The sequence below is a fragment of the Neisseria sp. P0006.S009 genome, from assembly GCF_051962915.1.
In the GTDB taxonomy this organism is placed as follows: Bacteria; Pseudomonadota; Gammaproteobacteria; order Burkholderiales; family Neisseriaceae; genus Neisseria; species Neisseria subflava_E.
In genome coordinates this window covers 234,299-254,697 of the sequence record NZ_JBQCUV010000003.1, presented here as the reverse complement: position 1 = coordinate 254,697, position 20,399 = coordinate 234,299, and the positions used below count along the sequence as shown (strand labels likewise).

Genomic DNA, 20,399 nt, shown 5'->3' with positions numbered 1-20,399 from the left:
TTCTCTTTCTGTAACCGAAATGCAACCCCAATACTATATCGGCATCATGTCAGGAACCAGCATGGACGGTGCCGATGCCGTACTGATTCAAATGCAGGGCAAGCAATGGCAACAAGCCGTTGCCCACAGCTTTCTACCCTATTCAGACGGCCTGCGCCAAGAATTGTTGGCACTGCAAGACATAGGCGAAAATGAATTGCACAGAAGCAATATCCTGGCGCAAACACTCAGCCGCCTATACGCCCAAACCGTCCAACAACTATTGGCAGAACAAAACCTGTCGGCCAAAGACATTGCCGCGATCGGCTGCCACGGACAAACCATCCGCCATGCGCCTGAACACGGTTACAGCATTCAACTGGTCAACCTCTCCCTGTTAGCCGAACTGACCGGCATTTTCACGGTCGGCGACTTCCGCAGCCGCGACCTTGCCTGCAACGGTCAAGGTGCGCCCCTCGTCCCCGCTTTTCACGAAGCGCTATTTCAAGATGCGAATGAAACCCGAGCCGTACTCAACATTGGAGGCATTTCCAATATCAGCATCCTCCCGCCCGACAGCCCTTCTTTCGGCTTCGATACCGGCCCCGGCAATATGCTGATGGATGCATGGATGCAACATATCTGGCAGCAGCCTTACGACAAAAACGGGGAAAAAGCCGCACAAGGCAAAATCCTCCCTGACCTGCTCGCTTCCCTGCTCGATCATCCTTACTTCAGCCGCCCTTATCCGAAAAGCACAGGCCGAGAATTGTTTTCCCTAGGCTGGCTTCAAGGCCGTCTGAAAGGTAATGAAAAGCCGGAAGATGCGATACGCACATTGGTCTTTTATACTGCACAAACTATTTTTGACGCGACCAAACAAGCTGCTCCGGCGATTCATCATCTTTATATCTGCGGTGGCGGCATCCGCAATCCGGTTTTGATGCAAGACTTGGAAACCCTGTTTTCTCCCGACACCAAATTGCACAGCACAGCCAAGCTCCATCTTGACCCGCAATGGGTTGAAGCTGCCGCTTTTGCCTGGCTTGCAGCCTGTTGGTGCAATCAAGTTCCAAGCAATCCCTACCATGCGACGGGCGCACATTCATACCGAATTTTAGGCTCGGGACATTACGGTAACTAAAGTCGGATAAATAAAAAGGCCGTCTGGACATTTTCAGACGGCCTTTACTATATTAGCTTTTACTTATTCTTCTTCCGGCAAACGATTGATTTTTACACGGGCAATCCGTTGTCCGTCCTTCTCAACCACTTCAAAACGCCAGCCATGATAATCGATGAAATCACCCACATCAGGAATACTTTGCAATTCTTCCATAATCAAACCGGCAACAGTATGAAAGTCCGCGTCTTCCTCTTGAGCAGGCAGATTTAACTGGGAAGCCAATTCCACATACTCCAATGCACCATCCACAGACAGCGTTTCATCCTGACTGGCTGGAGCAGCCTCTTCTTCCTCACGCTCGAATTCTTCGGGGAATTCACCGGCAATGGTTTCCAACAAATCTTTCATGGTCACCATACCCAACACCGCACCAAATTCATCCACCACCAAGGCATAATCCGCGCTGCTTTGACGGAACAATTCAATCGCATTCAACGCTGTCGTACTGTCCGGCAAAATTAATGGCTGGCGCAAGGCCGTCTGAATATTGATTTCACCCGATTCAAGCAGCTGGTTCAGCAAATCTTTTTTACTGATATAGCCCAAAGGCTCATCTACACCTGCCTTACCAACAACCAACAAACGGCTATACGGCGTATTTTTCAACTGCGCATTTTGTTCTTCCCGACTTTGGGAAATATCCAATTTCTCGATTTCCCGACGCGGAATCATCACGCCCATAATCGGACGCTCCGCCAAAGTCAGCACGCTGCGAATCATGGATTTTTCGTTTTCTTCAAAATGCTCGTCATCACCGCCGTTATCGCCTGCTTTTGCCAAAATGCTTTCGCGGATACCCATCATGCCCAACACATTTTCAGCGGTACGCTTACGCCAAGAGGTACTGATGTAGTCATTTTTGCGGGCATTCTTTTGCGAAACCTGATTAAACAGTTCGATCAAAATCGAGAAGCCGATCGCCGCATACAAATAGCCTTTCGGAATATGGAAATGGAAGGCTTCCGCGATCAGGCTGAAACCAATCATCAACAAGAAACCCAGACACAACATCACAACGGTCGGATGCTTGTCCACAAAGGCAGTCAACGGTTTGCTGGCAGAAATCATCACAGTCATCGCCACAACAACCGCCCCCATTGCCACCACAATATGATCCACCATCGCCACTGCCGTAATAACAGAATCGATAGAGAAAACCGCATCCAAAATCAAGATTTGCGCCACAACGCCCCAAAAAGAAGAATGCTTCTTCTGCCCTTCAGCAACCGCAAATTGATTGTGGCCTTCAAGGCGTTCGTGCAGCTCGGTAGTCGCTTTATAAAGCAGGAAAATACCGCCGGCAAACATAATCATGTCTTTGCCGGAAATCTCCAAGCCACCCAGTTCAAACAAAGGACGCGTCAGCGTCATGATGTGCGCCATAAAGCCCAGCATGAAAATCCGAATAACGACAGCCAAACCCAAGCCCGTTATCCGCGCCCTATCCCGTTGCGACGGTTTGACCTTGTTTGCCAAAATCGCTACGAAAACAAGGTTATCAATACCTAAAACAACTTCCAACACCAGAAGCGTGGCAAAGCCTATCCAAGTATGCGGCTCGGCCAACCAACTGAAATCCATAATGATTGCGTTCCTTTAAAATACAAAAAGGCAGCCGTTCCGCTTAAAACGGACAGACTGCCAAATTTCGGGCATAAATAAAGGGAAAGAAGCGGTATAACAACTACTCTGCTCTGCGTCTTTCATGAAAAATTTATGCCTCGGTCAACAATAATGGCAAACAGTTTATCAGTTTGACGAAAGAAAGGCAAAGTCTGACAGCATATTTTCTTTTAAAAACAGCCTACAGCTGCCAATCAATCACTTTCTCCAGCTTTAACAAAAGGAATCGGTCGATGTATTTGTTGATCATAGTTTGTTCGGTTTGCTGAAAGAAGATTCTTATAAGGAATTCCCTAAATGCCTGGGTAAAAACTTAGGTTTTTTTACTAAGGTCTCAAGCCGTCTGAAAATTGGGATTTTTTCAGACGACACGGTTTATATAGACAATAATTTTCTTAGAAAATATAACGATTATATTCTTTCAGAAATTACGGATATACTTAATCTCCATACAGTTAAAGTAATTAATCTGCCATCTAAATAAGAATATTCTAATTGAAGAGCATCATCTTCAAAGCAAATATTTCCAGCTGTAAATGTATTGCCATCTAGCCTACCTGTTATCTTATATTGTGTACTATCACCTATTCTTTCAAAAGGAATAATAACAGATTCATCTGTATTAACCTCTTCCAATATAAATTCATCAATAATGAAATAGTCAAGTTCCACATTGTAAACTTTATTTACTTCAATAGCCATTGGACAACAATTAAGGAAACAATATAGATCGTTATTTTCTATAGAAAAATATGCAAATTCCTCAATTGTTTCATCCATTTTTTTTAGCTTTGCTGAGTAAATCATTTTTAACCTTTCATAAATTATTTTACTTCATAAATTGTTTTATCTTTTGGATTGCTACGATTTATAGCTTTCCAAAACTCTTTTCCACTTTTCACATGGATGGTTGTGGTGTAACCTTAATGATTTGTTCCTATAAAGGCTGATGAATTAAGTGTAATCATTTAATCAATTATCATCAAAATATCTTAAAATATTAACCAATAGATAAAATAAAAACCACCATACAAGATGGTGGTTTTCAAATCTGGCTCCCCGACCTGGGCTCGAACCAGGGACCTGCGGATTAACAGTCCGTCGCTCTACCGACTGAGCTATCGGGGAATTAAAGATGAAATTATATAGAAAATATCAGAAGCCTGTCAAGCAACAATCTATATAAAAACAAAAATATTTTTATATCTTTTTAATTTATAAAAATTTTATAAGATTTCAGAAATTTGTTTAGCCGCACGTTTCGCATCCAACAAAATCAAGCCCAATTTACCGCTTTCTTTTGCCATCAATGCCAATACTGCATTTTCACCTGCTTGACTCAACAGAATATAGCCATTTTTACCTTTAACCATTACCTGATCCAACTCACCGCAAGCCAGCTCATGTACGGAACGATTGCCCAATGCCAAAAGCGTTGCTGACATCGCACCTACACGGTCTGCATTCAGGTGGGAAGGCAGCATGGTTGCGATCGGCAGGCCGTCTGTAGAAATAACTGCAGAAGCAGTGATATCAGCAGAGGTATTGTTCAAATCGCTTAATACAGAGATTAATAGTTGTTGCATAGTCGCTCCATTCTAAAATAAATATCGGTCAGGCAAAAATCAACGGCTGCCGTATCGGTGGTACAGCACTTTAACCAAAGTAACAAAAGCCTCTTTATTTAAGTCAGGCATTCCGCCAATTACCAAAATCAGCTTGGTCATGCCAATATACAGAGGGAAAAAGGTCAATTCACTTTGGCCTGAAGGATCACAAATACCCCATGCGCTATTATTGATATGCAGGTTATTGCGAATCAAAAGACGGTGATTGTCTTCCATTTTGGCCACTTCGCTCGCCAAAAGGCCCAATTCTTCTGCTGCCTCATGATGGAAATTAGCATTGGCAAAATACAAACCGTTTTCATCAGCCAACAAAGCTTTGCCAGAATTAGACAACTGTTCCAATAATGTCGGTAATTGTTCGTCAGTCAGATGGATGTCCTCTGTGCTGATTTCCTCATCACCGTACAAAAACTCCAAGCGTTGGAGACGATACAACAGGTTTAAAGCGGTATTGATATCGCTGGTGTCTGCCCACGCCAAAAGTTTTTCACTGCTGATGGTTTCAGACGGCTCTGCACGCAACAGACCATACAATAAAGTTCTGCTGGCACTGGGCGTATCACTTGAAACAGCATAATACGCACCCGCCGGTGTAATCTTAGGATATAAATTTGCTTGTAAAGAGAGTGTCGCTTCCATCTTATACCTCTAATCCGGGGTCAATTGAGAACAACATGGCAGTAACCAATTGTTTTACATCGTCTTCTCGACGCGCATCAATCTCAAAAACCGGTACATTAAAATTATTCTGTGCTAAATACTTTTGATAAACATCCACGCTTGGTAAGGATCGGATATCCATCTTCGTTACCCCTACAACCAGAGGCGCTTTTTTCAGCAACTCCCGGAATGCATCCAAGAAAAATTGCAAGTCTTTCAATGGGTTACTTCTTGTATTATCTAAAAGAAGTACCAAGCCCATGCTGCCTTGGCTCAGAATTTCCCACATGAAATTAAAACGCTCCTGACCAGGCGTACCATAAAGGTGAACCTTGGTTTCCTCATCCAAATGAATGACACCGTAGTCCATTGCCACAGTCGTGTACCCCTTGCGGACAAGTGTCATATCGGATGCGGATGCATCGGTTTGAACCGGCGGTTCATCAGATAAAGCTGAAATTGCAGTGGTTTTACCTACGCCGACAGGACCGGTAAAGATAATTTTATTTTCTTTCATGACGTGTCCTTTACGATTTGCCCAGCAACTTACGCATCAGGCGTTGCAACAGGCCGCGAGGTTGTTCTTTCGACGGACCGGCAATTTTTTGAGCCTCTTTGCTCATCGCTGTTTCAGGTACGTCTTTGCTATTCACATCAATCTGTTCGTTCAACGAAGGCGTATTGTTCGCATCAGTTGCAAACTCTGTATCTGTCGCTAAAAAGCCTGTCAGATATGTTGCCGATAAATAATTCAAAATATCAGGCATTTCTAAAGGCATGACTTTATAGAGGATGTTCAGATTAACAGATGTTTTCGTCAGAAATGCCGACAAACGCATAGATTCCGGAACATGCGCCAAACGGGTTAAGTTTGGCCACCGCTTGAGTGTAAAGACAGTTTGCGGCGTCATCGGATAAATCAGACGGCCTGATGCAGTCCAAATAGCCATTTGCCACAAGCATGACATAATGGTGACTTTGGCTTTTTCTTTCCATTGAGGATTATCAGGAACAGCCTTACACACAACAGCCAAGTTATCGTTCTTACACAATTTCTCCAACTCATTGGCACTGACTGTCAACAGCACTCTCTGGATACTAGGAAACACGATTAATATCGGCTTGCCTTCATGCAAGACAGCAATATCTTGGTGTCCTTGACTGGCAAATTTCAGCGCGCCCAACAAGCCTTTATTTGGATTAAATCGGCGAATGGTTGCTTTTCTTGTACCATCGGAATTGGATTGTCTTTTATTCTCTTCAGCCGCTTGTTGTTCAGACGGCTCAAAAACATTCCCGCCCTGAGCCAGGCTGCGCAAAACAGGAAACAAGGTATCGAATTTAACCGGTTTAGCCAAATAAGGAGTCGTTACGGTTGGCAATTCAGAAGAAAACATTGCCACAGGCACTTGCGGATAAGTTTTCTTCGACTCTTTCCAAGCTTCTACACCTGCCGGAGTATCGGTATCAACCAATACCAAATCCGGTCTTTCATCAGAATCAGGAGAAACGATGACGTAATTCGTCGTATTGTGCATTTTAAATGCCATACGGAATACCGCCTGCTGTTGCTCACCCATCTCCTGTAACATAACCCGTATGGTTTTAATTTTTGGTAAATGATTATTCATCACTCGTACTTTCTACGATTATCTTATTTTTTTGAATATTGGTTCATTCGTTGCAAGAGACGGCTCATTGCCAAGACAACCTCTTCAGGCAGGCTGACAACACGCTCGCGCAACAAGCGCAGAAATTGTTCCAAACGTCCCCAATCTTCAACGCGTTCGTACAAATCAAACAAGATAATGTACAACTGCGATTCCTGTGGATACCGCAAAACAGCCTGTTCCAAAGTACCGATGGCCAAATCCAACTGACCGTAGGCTAACAAAGATTCCACTTCTTTCAGAGCTTCATCAGCAGGTGAAGAGCTGGCGCTGATAACCGAAGAGTCTTTTTGAACCAACTCACGATATTTGGCTTTCATCTGCAAAGAACTTGGCTGAATATACCCGCGTTTTAAGCCAATCTCTTTAATTTGCTGTTCAGACGGCCCTTTTTCCAAATCATCAAAAATTTCGTGATAACCAAGGCTATAACCCCAGCCAAGCATACGTTCTTTTACTTGACGGCCATATTGACCCAAAGAGTGGTAAAGCTTCCACAGATGCTTGGCAAACTGCCCTACTTCTTCATTCTGATAATCCAGACGCAAGGCATCGATAATGAGACCAGCAGGCTTCGCAGAAGTTTGGATTGCTTTGTTGTATTGATGCAAAGCAGTCTCGTAGCTGATCTTGTCTTTCAGGATTTTTGCACTACGTTCCGGTTTGGCAAAACCAATAACCGCGCCCATCTCTTCAGGGCTGATTTCGCCAAAGTCTTTCTTGCCTAATACGATAGGCGCACGTTTGCCCATACCTGGCACGACAATGCGTTCAGCCGAATCGTTCTCAAAGGCAATATGCTCGTCGGAAGAAACTTCCAAACCGCTTTGCTCGCCAATTTGACGGTCCACTTCCTGCATATTCCAACCGAGATGATGCTCGGCGAAAACACGCAGGCGTAGGTTGGTAGAATCCAAAGCCAGACCGGCTTTCAGGTATTCGGCTACGCTGTCTTCAGAAAGGGAAGCACTATGGCGCTCAAGCGTATCCGCCAGCATATCGATATTGCCAACTCGCAGATTCAAACCAATTAATTCATGAACCAGCTTTTCCGGAGCACCGTCTTCCAAAGTATTGAGATAACCGGCCAAAGACTCTGCAGCCTTACTCTCATAGCCGAACTGTTTATAAACCTGATATTCGGTCAACGGATCGACTTCTTGTGCGGAGATAGAAGCTGTTGCATCGTTTGAGCCACTTCCACCCCATTCCCAGTCTTGATTATCCGCATTGGAAACTGTCTGGTTGACCTTCTCAATCCAGTCGTTTCCATCCTCAGAGGAGGCTGTATGAGCAGCAGATGTACGGCCGCTTTTTGATGCATGTGCGCTTTGTTTGTCTGAATTGTTACTTTGTTTATGACGAACAAAAAACAACACCAGCAAAAAAAGCACCAGCAAAAAAATAGTTAAAAGTTGATAGTTCAAGAACACCTCCCGGTCTTGTGCTGCAAACTGCATTTATTAACATCTGTTGCTTTACACGCAACTTCAACGTTATTCATTCCCCAAACGAATGATGATAACATGAATGCACTCATTTTTACATTAAAAACCCTACTCACATAAAGGACTTGATACCAATTTACAACTCGAACACACCGATGGATTCAACATGCGAGGTTTGTGCAAACATATTCATGATTCCCGCCGCCTTAAACTTATAGCCCTTATCAACCAAGACACCGGCATCTCGTGCAAATGTTGATGGATTGCATGAAACATATACTATCTTTTTGGGAAAAAACGGCTTATGTAGCGATTTGACAACAGCATAAGCCCCACTTCTCGGCGGATCCAGTAGCATCTTGTCAAATTGCCCCCATGACTCAACAGTCTTTTCATCGGTATCGAACAAGTCGGCAACAGAAAACGTCATATTCTCAGCACAACGATTCAGGCGGGCATTTTCCCCTGCCCTATCTACCAAATAATCAGCGCCTTCAATACCGACAACCGATGCGCCACTTTTCGCCAGCGGCAAACTAAAATTGCCCAAACCGCAAAACAGATCGGCAATCCGCTCCCCTTTTTGAGGGTTTAAAAGTCTGACCGCCCTTGCCACCATCACTTCGTTCAGCTGCGCATTAATCTGCGTAAAATCACCGGGTTTGTAAGGCATTTCCACATCAAACTGAGTAAAAGTATAGTTCAGGTCAGGCGCGTTCTCAGGGTAAAACGGCAAGGACTCGGCATGATCCTGCAACCATATTTGCCATGCCTTTTCAGCACCCGACAATATCTTATCAAACCAATTACGCAATTCGCTTAATATTTGTCCAAACGGTTGATTTACGAAACGAATGTTGAGCACCGTCAAATTTTTTCCGCAATAAAACTCAACAAATTTCACTTTCACACCATCATCATGCAGCTTTTGCAGCAAATTTCGAACATCAGACAATCTATCGGACACATGCTTAGGCAAAATATGGCAATGGTGGATATTGACAACATCATGGCTTTTTTTGGCCTGAAAACCGAGTTTCAGACGGCCTTGTTTATCCACCGAAACACTTAAACGCGCTCTATCGCGATAATACCAGGAGTAACCATATAAAGGAGGTAAAATTATTTCCGGCTTAACCTTACCTATCCGTTCCAACTGCTCTTCCAAAATCCGTTGCTTTAACGCAACTTGCGCTCCGAAAGAAACATGTTGAAGCGAACAGCCGCCACATGTATCAAAATAGCAACAGGCTGGTTCGACACGTTCGGAAGAAGCCTTCAAAACCTTTTCAACTTGAGCCTCGGCAAACTGCTTTTTCTCTTTATGTATGGTAAACGTTACACGCTCTCCAGGCAGCGCACCGCCGATAAATACGGTCTTCCCATCAACTCTGGCAACACCCCTGCCCTCATAATCCAAAGAAAAAATTTCCGCCTTTTGATACCGTTCTTTCACACTCATACCGTTTCCATCAGACAGCCGCTTACCGGCCGTCTGACTGTCTTCCAATACCGAAAGCGCATATTTTCTCACAAAAACACAGAGTTTCAGGTATCATGCGCCAAAAACTTTCATTTCAAACCCTACAAAAAAAGACGACATGAAAAAAATACTGTTCGGCCTGACAGCCGCCCTTTTAACTTCAGCCGCTGCTGCAAACACACTTATTCCAGACGTCTCCCCCGCCTCTTCCGGACAACACGTCGTTATCAATATTACGCAACAGCGTTTGTTCCTCTACGACAATGGCAAACTGAGCAAAATTTATCCTGTTGCTGTCGGTAAAGCCATGACCCAAACCAACCTGGGCGAACATAAAATCGGCGCAAAAGCCTACAACCCGGTTTGGCACATCCCTAAATCTATTCAAAAAGAACGCAATGACGGCGTAAAAAGCGTACCGGCCGGCCCAAACAATCCGCTGGGCCCGGTATTTGTCCGTCTTGGCGACCCTAAATTGAGCCTTGGCATTCACGGCACCAATGCCCCTGCCAGCGTACCTGGCGTCCGCAGCCATGGTTGCGTGCGCATGAAATCGCCTGATGCATTGGAATTTGCCAAAACCATCGCAACAGGTTCCCCTGCCTCCGTTATCTACCAAATGGCAAGTCTGAACGAAGATGCCAACCAAAACTTATGGCTGGCTGCCTATCGTGACCCATACGACAAGAAAAACCTTGATACGGCTGCACTGAAAAAAAGCATTGCCGCCTGGGCAAAAGCGCACGGTAAAACCATTCCTGCCGCGCGTGTAGATGCGATCCTGAAAGGTCGCACCGGCGCGGCAAACTGTCTGACCTGCGCCAAAGGCGTGAAACTCAAATCGCCTTTGAAATCTTTGGCATGGACTAGCGGCACGGATGCTTACAGCAAACCAAAAGTCATGCCGAAACCAGCTCCAGCTAAAGATGTGGTATTGCCTCAAGGCACTGAAATCGAAGTCGATGCTACCGACGATACAAACAAGGCAGCATCCGAACCGAAACAAAGCGTTCGTCCGACTCCGGTGAAACCGGCAAAACCTGCTGCCAAACCGGCAACTACTCCTGCCGAGACGCCTGCTTCCGCGCCTAAAGCCGCTTCCGAACCGGCTACTGCCCCGGCCTCTGCTCCTGTAAAAGAGACTCCGGCAAGCAGCGAACCGGAAGATTTGCTGTTCTAAGCAGAACAAAATACATAGCCAAAGGCCGTCTGAAACGAATTGTTCAGACGGCCTTTTCGTACAAATGGATATTGGAAATATAGGCCTCTCTTGATTCAGACGGCCTTTTTGCTTTCCAAATATTCTGACAAGCCGCGTTCGCGCAAAATACAGCTTGGGCATTCATGACAACCGCTGACCACACCGTTATAACAGGTATGCGTATGCTCGCGAATATAATCCAACACACCCATTTCATCCGCCAATGCCCAAGTTTGCGCTTTGGTTAAATACATCAAGGGCGTGTGGATTTGAAAAGCGTAATCCATAGCCAGATTCAGCGTAACATTCATCGACTTGACGAACACATCGCGACAGTCGGGATAACCGGAAAAATCGGTTTCGCACACGCCGGCAATGATATGGTGTATCCCCTGCCCTTTGGCATAAATAGCGGCGTACAGCAAAAACAAAGCATTGCGTCCATCTACAAATGTATTGGGCAGGCCGTCTGAAGCTGTTTCAATGGACGCTGTATCATCCATCAACGCGTTATGCGTAATCTGTTGCATCAGGCTCAAATCGAGTACGGTCTGCTTCACGCCTAAATCTTGGGCAATCCAACGCGCGCGCTCCAATTCGATGGCGTGGCGTTGTCCATATTGAAAAGTGATGGCCTGCACATTTTCACGGCCATATGTTTGAATTGCCTGAATCAGGCAGGTTGTTGAATCCTGCCCGCCCGAAAAAATAACGAGGGCCTGCTGTTTTTCCATAGTAAATTCCTAGTTTTGTTAACGCGGGAGGTTTGCGAACCGCGTGATTTGAAGATTGACGGATTATAACGGATTTCGTCTATAATCACGGCACTTCATTTTCTTTTATATAGCATAATTATGAGCATCTACGCCCTGAAACCAAAATTTCAAAACCTGTTGCGCCCCATTGTTAAGCGACTGTATCAAAAAGGCATTACTGCTAATCAGGTCACTCTGTTTGCCTGCGCTGTTTCCATTTTGATCGGTTTACTTTTAGCATTGTTTACAGGTGTATCCACATTATTCTGGCTTTTGCCGATCTGGTTGTTTGTCCGCATGGCGCTGAATGCAATCGACGGCATGTTGGCAAGGGAGTTCGGCCAGCAATCGGCATTAGGCGGTTATTTGAATGAAATCACCGATATTGCCGCCGATGCTGCTTTGTATCTGCCTTTTGCCTTCATCGCGCCCTTCGGCGGCGTGCAAATCGCCCTGTTTATTTGGCTGGCGGCAATGACCGAGTTTTGTGGCGTTTTGGGACAAGTTCATGGCAACGGCCGTCGTTATGACGGGCCATTCGGCAAAAGCGACCGCGCATTCTTTATCGGCGCATTGGCAGTATGGTATGCAATCACCGGCAGCTTCCATTCGACTTTCTATATCCTTATGTGGCTGGCCTGCGCGGCATTGGTTTATACCTGCTACAAACGCGTCATCAATGGCTTGAAGGCCGTCTGAAACCATAAACTATCGGTTTCAGACGGCCTTTTATCCATCAGCCGAGATAACTTACTGTTTACCCAACTGACTGTAATCTACCAACATATACTTGGCAGTAATTTTCTGCGAAGCATTACCTTCGTCACCCATCAAAATCATCTGCGGCTTGCCGTTAATGGTAATCGAATCAACAGCTTCAACGTTGGTGATGTGTTGCAGATTAGGCAGAGAGATTTTTTGCGGTTCATCGGTCGGATTACCGCTCCAAGTCCACAGTTGTGAGAATTTCTGTCCATTCTCATCCTTCACTTCATTGGCGATAACGTAGGTTTTCAACACAGGATCATAGTTGAGGGAACGGATACCGCCGCCATCAATATCAATCACCGCCACTTCATCAAACTCAGGCTTGGCATTGCGCTCAAACACATCTTTCGGATTGCTGATAAACGCGACCAAAGCCATGTTGTTGAACTCAGGATCACGAAATCCCAAAACAAGACGTTTTTTCACCGGATCAAACGCCATGCCCTCAATATTGATTTCTTCAAAAGAAACTTCTGCCTTGGTTCGCTCGCGAATCAAATCATGCAGCTTATGATCGGTTTCCAAAACTTGCGTCAGATTATCGTAGCTGGTCAGCCCCAACACATTGCCGTCTTGGATTTTAAAGCGCATCAGGTGTTCGCGGTCAGGCGAGCGGTTGCCTTTACGGGTGCGAGAATGTGAAGTCAGCGCGTAGATAAAGCCTTCATCGTCGCGTGCCAAAGCCTCCAAGTCGCTGAGACGACGTTTGAAACCGGTAATCACGCGTGTATCCAATGCCTCGTCTTCCACAAACTTGCCGGTTTTATCAATGCTGATGATACTGAACGCATGGTTTGGTTCGTCTTCCGCGATCAGCAATTTACCATCCGGAAGCTGTTGTACGGCAGAAGGCTCAAATACGCCGTTAAACATATTGATACCCAGCGAGCGCAACTCTGCCTCGTTGTTGGCTGGAGGCGTCAGCAATGACGGCAATGTTTTCACGCCGATAAATGCTGCTAACGAAGCCAGCAAGCCCCAGCGGAATACAGCGTAAGATAAATTGATGTATTTGAACTGTTTGTCCGCCAACAAACCAAGCCAATAAAGATGGTCGCTCATCTTTTCATAGATTTGTTTACGGTCGCCCATAATCTCCTGCATCATTTCCCAATATTGATCTTTTTGCAGCTTCACACGGTCTTCATAAATCAAAATATTGGGTTGGCTGCCGCCAAAAAAGCGCGTTTCGGTACTGCTGAGGCGGGTTTTCAAATCCCGCAGTTTCGAACGGCCTCGGACAAAATCCTTAAACCATGTACGCGCCGCCTGCATTTTGCCGATACGTTCCGGCGAAGCAGAAAGCAATGCAAACACGATAGACGCAGCGGCAGTAATCATAAACGTACTGGCCGGAATCAAAAACTCGGGCGACGATGAAAAAATAAACGCGCCCGAAATCATCAGCGCAGAAACAATAAAACCATTCAGCGAAATCATAATGTTCGCTTTGGTTGCCGCCAGCGCCAACAATTCCATCTCCGAGCGTACGGCGTTGCGGAACATGGTTTCCACGCCCTTATTCGTACCCAACAAATCAGGCGCATTCAAATCCTCGGCTTTATTTTTTTTCTTCTTCGCCTTATCTTTTTTACGTTTGGCTTTCTTCTCGTTTTTTTCAGACGGCATTTCAGGATGTTCAACCACTCCCTGACCTTCTACCGTTTCCTGAATTTCTACCGCGTCAGCCACAACCTCAACTTCATTTTCAACCACACCGTTTTGACTGTGATCCCAAAAATCAACATCCTGTTGGGATTCGGCAGCTGTGCCGTCATTTAAAGGTTTTTCTTGGTCGCCTATCTGCTTCGGTTGACCATCTTCCTTCCAATCATTCAAACTCATATCATGACTCTCAACATCAAACACTTTGAATTAAATGGAAAATAAAAAAGCATATTTAGTTCATTTATTTTAGATAATTTACATGCTATTTACATTCTTTAAATGCCTAAATAGCAAACTGTCGCAGGACCAAAAGCCCTGCGACAATCCACTTTATATCGAAATATTAATAATCGATGCGTTCTTTAATAATTTTCAAATCAGGGTAAGACAAAACAATGTCGTACTCACGGCCATCTTTAAAAGCCTCAATATCCAATACAGGCTGGCCGCGACGGCTGTCGGCTTCAACATCGTGGACTTGATAGCCGCGTTGTTCCAATATTTTTACGGCTTTAGCACGATTTTGCTCGAAGTTTTTGTCGTTGTAGATTTTGTGTTCGATATAATCGCTGGCACCGGCAGTAGCGGCAGACAAAACAACGATGGCGGTCAATAAGAATTTTTTCATGTTTGATTTCCTTTTCAAATGTGTATTCGGGTTTCGATGGATGTATTAAAACATGACAAAATTAGCAGTTAATTAGTGCTTGGTTAAACGCAGTAAAGGCCGTCTGAAAACTATTCAGACGGCCTAAGCGATTCCCCTTAGGAAGAAATAAGAGAAAAAATTTGGCAACAATATGATAACGATAAGTCCCGTCTGACTGTATTTCGTAAATTAATTACGAAACAAAGAGTTTATGATGATATGTCGGTAGTAGTTTGTAAGGTTATCCAAACACCCTCTATCTAACCTTTTAACGATTACTGTCATCAGTTTTAAGTGAAATTTGGAATCATCTTTTACCATGTCTCCCCATCATTTCATTCGTCCGTCTATCGGATAATCATTGCATTTATTTGATATGTCATGATACTGTTCAAAAAATATGACTATTAGGAGTTTCTCATGTCCGAACAGCAAAAATACTTTTCTACCCAAGACGGTACTTCGCTTTTCTACCGCTATCGCCCTGCTGCCGATGGTTCTTCCGACAAAGCCATTGTGCTGTTCCATCGCGGACATGAGCACTCCGGCCGGATGATGTTTGTGGCAGATGAACTGGGTTTTGATGATTTTGCCTATTTTGCTTGGGACGCGCGCGGTCATGGTTACAGCCCCGGTGAACGCGGCGATAGTCCTAGTATCGGCACTTCGGTTTCAGATGTGGATGATTTTATCCGACACATCCAAAGCGAATACGGTATCAAACCTGAAAACATCTGCGTTATCGCGCAAAGTGTCGGTGCGGTATTGGTTTCTACTTGGTTGCACGATTACGCTCCGAAAATCCGTTGCGCCGTATTGGCTTCGCCTGCGTTCAAAGTCAAACTCTATGTTCCGTTTGCCCGTACCGGTTTAAAAATTATGCAAAAATGGCGTGGCAATTTTTTTGTCAACAGCTACGTCAAAGCCCACTATCTGACCCACAACGTCGAACGTCAAAAAAGCTACGACAATGATCCACTTATTGCCCGCGCTATTTCCGTTCGTATCCTGCTGGGTTTATATGAAGCGGCCGAGCGCGTCGTTGCCGATGCACAAGCGATTACTACGCCTGTACAACTGTTGATCTCAGGCAGCGATTGGGTTGTTCATCACAAACCGCAACACGATTTTTACAACTGCTTAGGCAGTCATATTAAAGAGCGCCATATCCTGCCCGGCTTCTACCACGATACGTTAGGCGAGCAAGACCGTGAAATTGCGTTTGTAGAAATGCGCCGTTTTATCCGCGAGCGTTTCAACCAACCTTTGCAACCAGTTGATTTAACCCAAGCCCATTTGCACAGTGGCAGCCGCCGCGAAGCTGACGAACTGGCTACGCCTTTGCCTGTTTGTACACCTCGCGGCGCATTTTGGGCAATATATCGTGCTTCGCTCAAACTGGGGGCGCGCTGGAGCGAAGGCTTGAGAATCGGTCAAGAAACAGGTTTTGATTCGGGCAGCACGCTGGATTACGTCTACCGCAATCAACCGCAAGGCAGCAACGCTTTCGGTGTATGGGTGGACAAATACTATCTCAATGCCATCGGCTGGCGCGGCATCCGCCAACGCAAAGTCAATATCGGCAAAGCCATTCAGACGGCCTCAGCCAAACTGCGTGAAGCAGGGAAACCTGTACACGTTTTGGATATTGCATCCGGTCATGGCCGCTATGTATTGGATGCCCTGACTACCGATACGTTGCCTGATTCCGTACGCTTGCGCGATTACAGCCCGATTAATGTCGAAGCCGGACGCAAACTGATTGCCGAGCGCGGCTTGCAAGAGACGGTAACCTTCAATGAAGTCAATGCCTACGACCGCGCCAATTATCACGATTTGCAGCCGCGCCCTACTCTAGGCATTGTTTCCGGCCTACATGAATTGTTTGCCGACAATGATTTGATTTTGAACTCGCTCTACGGTTTCGGTGAGGCCATTGAAACCGGCGGCTACCTGATCTACACCGGCCAGCCTTGGCATCCGCAACTGGAAATGATTGCCCGCGCCCTGACCAGCCACAAAGCAGGCAGCCCAAACTGGGTAATGCGCCGCCGCAGCCAACAGGAAATGGATCAGTTGGTTGAAAAAGCTGGTTTTGAAAAAATCCATCAATGGATAGACGAAGACGGTATTTTCACCGTGAGCTTGGCAGTGAAGAAATAAAAATAAAGGCCGTCTGAACAAATTTTTAACTTTCAGACGGCCTTATTAAACCATGTACCTATCCATGAAACCTACCCTAAAAACTTCTCTGTTCAAGCTGATTTCAGTCGGTATCCTGTTTTACACCAGCTACGGCCTGTCCAATCATTACGCGGCATCGCTGGACTATGTGCCGGAAGTCGCTTTTGCATGGGAGCGCAATATTCCGTTTTGGGCATGGACGATTGTGCCTTATTGGTCGCTAAACCTGATGTATGCCGCGGCATTTTTTCTTTGCCGTGATACACATGAACAAAACCGATATGTAGCGCACCTTGTAGCTGCCCAACTGATTGCGACTCTTTGCTTCGTGCTGTTTCCGCTGCGTTTCGGGTGGCCTAAACCGCCTGCCGATGGGCTGTCGGGCTGGCTGTTTGATTCATTGGCTGCGTTTGATTTGCCGTACAACCAAGCGCCATCTTTGCATATTGCGTTGGCGATTATCGTGGGTGCGTTTTATTGGACGCGCTTTCCCAAAATCCGCCTGCCGCTTTTCTTATGGCAAAGCCTGATTGCCTTGTCGGTATTGACGACTTATCAACATCATTTTATCGACGTACCAACCGGAGCATTGCTCGGCTGGCTGGTGTTGTGGGCTTTTCCGCGTCAGATGGCTTCACCGTTAAAACTGGGCTTGAGTCATGCACGCTCACAAAAGATTGAGCTACTGTATTTGCTTGGTGCGTGTTTGACGGCATTACCCGCGTTGCTGGGTGGCGCGTGGCTGTGGTTGATATGGATTAGCGTGTCTTTGCTGATGGTGGCCTTTGCCTATTTGACTGGAAATGTAAACGTATTCCAAAAACAGGCTAACGGTAAATTATCGGCAGCTGCGACGGTTTTGCTGTTGCCTTATCTGGTGGGCGTACGACTAAACATGGCGTATTGGTTACGCGGTAAAGCGAAAACGGCACCAGTCCGCCATGATGTATGGATTGGCAGCGTTTTGGGGATTTCAAACCATCTGCCTGCCGTATTGGATGTATGCGCCGAATATCCCTGCCGTAGCCATCAGGGAGAATATCGCGCTCTGCCTTTACTGGATATGGTAACGCCGTCTGAAAACGATTTGGTTCAGACGGCCTTGATATTAGAAACCTTGCGCCAAAAACACGGCAAAGTGCTGGTATGTTGCGCTTTGGGTTATGGAAGAAGTGCCGCAGTGGTGCTGACATGGCTGCTGGTCTATGGTAGCTGCAAAGACTTGGCACAAGCGAAGGCCGAACTCAAACAGGCTCGGCCGCAAATGGTATTATCGCCGGCCACTGCCCAGGCAGTCGAAGCTGCGGCCAACCGTTTAAAACAAGGATAATGATGGACAACTCAACCGATAGCCGTATTACTGCCCACCTACTCTCTACCGCACATTATGTTGCCGTCTGCAATGCCCTGCTGCTCGCCTTATCGGCAAAATATGGTGGTGCTTGGTTTGCGGTGCAACTCGTCTTAGCAGCGGTTTTGTTGTACTGCCATATCCGTATTCACTTCGACCGCCGCGTCTTCCAAGACTTTGCCGACAACCACTACGCTCCTGAAGACTTCGACCACGCCTTACAGCAAAACGGTTTGCGCCAAATTTCAGGCAGCCGCACTTTAACCCAACGGATAAACAGCGCACTTTCCTTATGGCGCAAAAGCTTATACCTGACCGCCGCACAATTTTTAATTTTGCTTATCCAAAGCATTTGATTATTTTGGCTGATTTACCCAAACCAAATCCTTAGCGGTATCTCACTCCCAAAGGCAGAAACAATGAAAAACTTCCTCAAAAAACAACTTGCCTGGCTGACCGACCAAGCCTTGTGTCTGTCGGTCTCTTTTCTTACGGGCGTACGTCCTAAAAGTCCGCGCGAGCTGACATTCAATCAGCACCAAAAAGTTTATTACGCCAATCACGGCAGCCATGGCGATTTTGTGTTGGTGTGGATTTCCCTGCCCCGCCGCTGGCGCTTGTCCACGCGCCCTGTAGCCGGTTCGGATTATTGGCTGACGAGCAAACTCAAACGCTTCATCATTCAAAACGTTTTCAATGCTTTGCTGATTCCGCGCCATAGCGATAATCCGCAAGCGATTACCGAACAGATGAAAGACGCGCTGAACGCAGGCGACTCCTTGATTATTTTCCCTGAAGGCACGCGTAATACTGACGACAACACCATCCTGCTGCCGTTTAAGTCCGGCATTTATCATCTGGCGAAAAGCAAACCCAATACCGAATTTGTGCCGATTTGGATAGACAACATCAGCCGCGTGTTGCCCAAAGGCAAAATCCTGCCTATCCCGCTTTTGTGTGAAGTCCATATCGGACAGCCGCTTACCTTGCAGGAAAACGAAGACAAAGACAGTTTTTTGACACGCAGCCGTGAAGCGCTGCTGGCACTCAGGCCGTCTGAAAACGACCGCAGCGAGCTTCGCCAAAATGAACCTGAAGTTCATCAAAACAAAGGAGGACAAGCATGAGCCTTTCTACGACTTCCCAACAAATCATTGTCGAACAAGCCGCCGCTCATCTGACTCCGCAAGCCGGCTATATTTTTGTCGGCGTATTTGCCGTATTGTGTTTTGCCAGCATTATCGGACAATGGCTCAAGCGCAAAAACGGTGCAGATAATGCCACCATCGCCAACCTCAACGCCCGCATTTACGCATGGTGGCTGATGACGCTGGTGTTGCTGGGCGCGTTTTGGTTCGGCAAAATCGGAACGGTTGTACTGTTTTTCCTGATTTCATTTGCCGCACTGCGCGAATTCATGACCCTCGTCTATCGCCGCCGCAGCGACTATTACAGCATGGTGGTCTGCTTTTACCTGCTGCTGCCGGTGCAATACTATTTCGTCTATGACGGCTGGTACGGCATGTTCAGCATTTTTATTCCAGTTTACGGCTTTTTGATACTGCCGATTATTGCCAGCCTCAGCGGCCAAACCGCGCACTTTTTGGAACGCGCCGCCAAAACACAATGGATGGCGATGATTTGCATCTTCTGCCTGTCCCATGTTCCGGCGCTGATGTTTCTCGACTTGGACGGCTTCGACAACGGCAACAATATCCTGTTGCTGATTTTTCTGATTGGCGTGGTGCAAGTATCGGATGTGTTGCAATACGTTTGGGGCAAACTGATAGGCGGTGCAAAAATCATGCCCTCGCTTTCCCCATCCAAAACCATTTCCGGTACAGTCGGCGGTATTTTGTCGGCCACAGCCATTGCCGCGTTGATGGCGCCGATTACGCCTTTCTCCCACGGCCAAGCGGCCGTTATCGGCTTCATCGTCTGCCTGATGGGCTTCTTTGGCGGCCTGGTTATGTCTGCCATCAAACGTGATTACGGTGTCAAAGACTGGGGCAATATGATACGCGGACATGGCGGTATGCTTGACCGTGTGGATTCGATTTGTTTTGCCGCACCCGTGTTTTTCCACATCACCCGTTATTTCTGGAACGGCTAAACTTCAGGCCGTCTGAAAACTATTTTTCAGACG

Annotated in this window: 19 protein-coding genes, 1 tRNA gene and 1 riboswitch; of the genes, 8 read left to right on the top strand and 12 right to left on the bottom strand. The window is 46.2% G+C overall.

The genetic code is table 11. The features are described 5' to 3' along the window. The first annotated feature begins 19 nt into the window (after window positions 1-19). On the top strand, window positions 20-1,123 hold the full coding sequence (locus ACTHTK_RS07340; RefSeq protein ID WP_107724114.1) for an anhydro-N-acetylmuramic acid kinase: 1,104 nt from the start codon (window positions 20-22) through the stop codon (window positions 1,121-1,123). Between the two features lie 63 nt (window positions 1,124-1,186). Here the strand turns inward: ACTHTK_RS07340 and ACTHTK_RS07335 are convergent, their stop codons facing one another. The 9 genes from ACTHTK_RS07335 to rlmD all read right to left on the bottom strand — a co-directional run bounded on the left by ACTHTK_RS07335 (window position 1,187) and on the right by rlmD (window position 9,656). Beyond that, window positions 1,187-2,746 (bottom strand): TerC family protein, encoded by a 1,560-nt coding sequence (locus ACTHTK_RS07335; RefSeq protein ID WP_049331125.1) that lies wholly within the window; start codon window positions 2,744-2,746, stop codon window positions 1,187-1,189. Window positions 2,747-3,199: 453 nt separating this feature from the next. Further along, window positions 3,200-3,595, bottom strand: coding sequence for a hypothetical protein (locus ACTHTK_RS07330; RefSeq protein ID WP_063069136.1), 396 nt, complete (start codon window positions 3,593-3,595; stop codon window positions 3,200-3,202). 245 nt (window positions 3,596-3,840) lie between these two features. Continuing rightward, a tRNA-Asn gene (locus ACTHTK_RS07325) sits at window positions 3,841-3,916 on the bottom strand. Window positions 3,917-4,014: 98 nt separating this feature from the next. Then, window positions 4,015-4,374 carry a roadblock/LC7 domain-containing protein gene (locus ACTHTK_RS07320; protein WP_070587466.1) on the bottom strand — a complete coding sequence of 120 codons (360 nt, stop codon included), beginning with the start codon at window positions 4,372-4,374 and terminating at the stop codon, window positions 4,015-4,017. Window positions 4,375-4,413: 39 nt separating this feature from the next. Beyond that, on the bottom strand, window positions 4,414-5,055 hold the full coding sequence (locus ACTHTK_RS07315; protein ID WP_070587468.1) for a peptidase M23: 642 nt from the start codon (window positions 5,053-5,055) through the stop codon (window positions 4,414-4,416). A 1-nt stretch (window position 5,056) separates the two neighbouring features. Then, window positions 5,057-5,593 (bottom strand): GTP-binding protein, encoded by a 537-nt coding sequence (locus ACTHTK_RS07310; protein ID WP_003748733.1) that lies wholly within the window; start codon window positions 5,591-5,593, stop codon window positions 5,057-5,059. Window positions 5,594-5,603: 10 nt separating this feature from the next. Next, window positions 5,604-6,707: a response regulator transcription factor gene (locus ACTHTK_RS07305; RefSeq protein WP_107724113.1), complete on the bottom strand. Its 1,104-nt coding sequence runs from the start codon at window positions 6,705-6,707 to the stop codon at window positions 5,604-5,606. Between the two features lie 23 nt (window positions 6,708-6,730). After that, entirely contained in the window at window positions 6,731-8,206 is a 1,476-nt protein-coding gene (locus ACTHTK_RS07300) for a 23S rRNA methyltransferase (RefSeq protein WP_107724112.1), read from the bottom strand. Window positions 8,207-8,330: 124 nt separating this feature from the next. Further along, window positions 8,331-9,656, bottom strand: a complete 1,326-nt coding sequence (rlmD, locus tag ACTHTK_RS07295) for a 23S rRNA (uracil(1939)-C(5))-methyltransferase RlmD (RefSeq protein ID WP_107724111.1) — start codon at window positions 9,654-9,656, stop codon at window positions 8,331-8,333. 139 nt (window positions 9,657-9,795) lie between these two features. Between rlmD and ACTHTK_RS07290 the strand changes: the two genes are divergently transcribed. Next, window positions 9,796-10,857 carry a L,D-transpeptidase family protein gene (locus tag ACTHTK_RS07290; protein ID WP_371459834.1) on the top strand — a complete coding sequence of 354 codons (1,062 nt, stop codon included), beginning with the start codon at window positions 9,796-9,798 and terminating at the stop codon, window positions 10,855-10,857. A 95-nt stretch (window positions 10,858-10,952) separates the two neighbouring features. On the opposite strand, the gene queC is transcribed toward ACTHTK_RS07290, so the two are convergent. After that, the gene (queC, locus tag ACTHTK_RS07285; protein WP_371459833.1) at window positions 10,953-11,612 is read right to left on the bottom strand and encodes a 7-cyano-7-deazaguanine synthase QueC; all 660 of its coding nucleotides are present in this window, start codon (window positions 11,610-11,612) and stop codon (window positions 10,953-10,955) included. Window positions 11,613-11,615: 3 nt separating this feature from the next. Next, window positions 11,616-11,661, bottom strand: a riboswitch (PreQ1 riboswitch). 71 nt (window positions 11,662-11,732) lie between these two features. Between queC and ACTHTK_RS07280 the strand changes: the two genes are divergently transcribed. After that, window positions 11,733-12,332 (top strand): CDP-alcohol phosphatidyltransferase family protein, encoded by a 600-nt coding sequence (locus ACTHTK_RS07280; RefSeq protein ID WP_440378552.1) that lies wholly within the window; start codon window positions 11,733-11,735, stop codon window positions 12,330-12,332. Between the two features lie 51 nt (window positions 12,333-12,383). Here ACTHTK_RS07280 and ACTHTK_RS07275 read toward each other — a convergent pair whose 3' ends face one another. Together ACTHTK_RS07275 and ACTHTK_RS07270 are read right to left on the bottom strand one after the other, a co-directional pair. Then, window positions 12,384-14,246, bottom strand: a complete 1,863-nt coding sequence (locus ACTHTK_RS07275) for a Pycsar system effector family protein (protein ID WP_440378551.1) — start codon at window positions 14,244-14,246, stop codon at window positions 12,384-12,386. Between the two features lie 166 nt (window positions 14,247-14,412). After that, window positions 14,413-14,697, bottom strand: a complete 285-nt coding sequence (locus ACTHTK_RS07270; protein WP_314460144.1) for a PepSY domain-containing protein — start codon at window positions 14,695-14,697, stop codon at window positions 14,413-14,415. A gap of 441 nt (window positions 14,698-15,138) precedes the next feature. Between ACTHTK_RS07270 and ACTHTK_RS07265 the strand changes: the two genes are divergently transcribed. The 5 genes from ACTHTK_RS07265 (at window position 15,139) to ACTHTK_RS07245 (ending at window position 20,366) form a co-directional block, all read left to right on the top strand. Further along, a complete protein-coding gene (locus ACTHTK_RS07265; protein ID WP_440378550.1) occupies window positions 15,139-16,881 on the top strand; it encodes a bifunctional alpha/beta hydrolase/class I SAM-dependent methyltransferase in 1,743 nt (580 codons plus the stop codon). A 64-nt stretch (window positions 16,882-16,945) separates the two neighbouring features. Continuing rightward, window positions 16,946-18,232 carry a phosphatase PAP2/dual specificity phosphatase family protein gene (locus ACTHTK_RS07260; RefSeq protein ID WP_188211878.1) on the top strand — a complete coding sequence of 429 codons (1,287 nt, stop codon included), beginning with the start codon at window positions 16,946-16,948 and terminating at the stop codon, window positions 18,230-18,232. A gap of 2 nt (window positions 18,233-18,234) precedes the next feature. After that, window positions 18,235-18,609 (top strand): hypothetical protein, encoded by a 375-nt coding sequence (locus ACTHTK_RS07255; protein WP_188211928.1) that lies wholly within the window; start codon window positions 18,235-18,237, stop codon window positions 18,607-18,609. Between the two features lie 63 nt (window positions 18,610-18,672). Further along, window positions 18,673-19,380 (top strand): lysophospholipid acyltransferase family protein, encoded by a 708-nt coding sequence (locus ACTHTK_RS07250; RefSeq protein WP_254343685.1) that lies wholly within the window; start codon window positions 18,673-18,675, stop codon window positions 19,378-19,380. Continuing rightward, window positions 19,377-20,366 carry a phosphatidate cytidylyltransferase gene (locus ACTHTK_RS07245; RefSeq protein WP_049323909.1) on the top strand — a complete coding sequence of 330 codons (990 nt, stop codon included), beginning with the start codon at window positions 19,377-19,379 and terminating at the stop codon, window positions 20,364-20,366. Before ACTHTK_RS07250 ends, ACTHTK_RS07245 begins: the two co-directional genes overlap by 4 nt. Window positions 20,367-20,399: the final 33 nt, after the last annotated feature.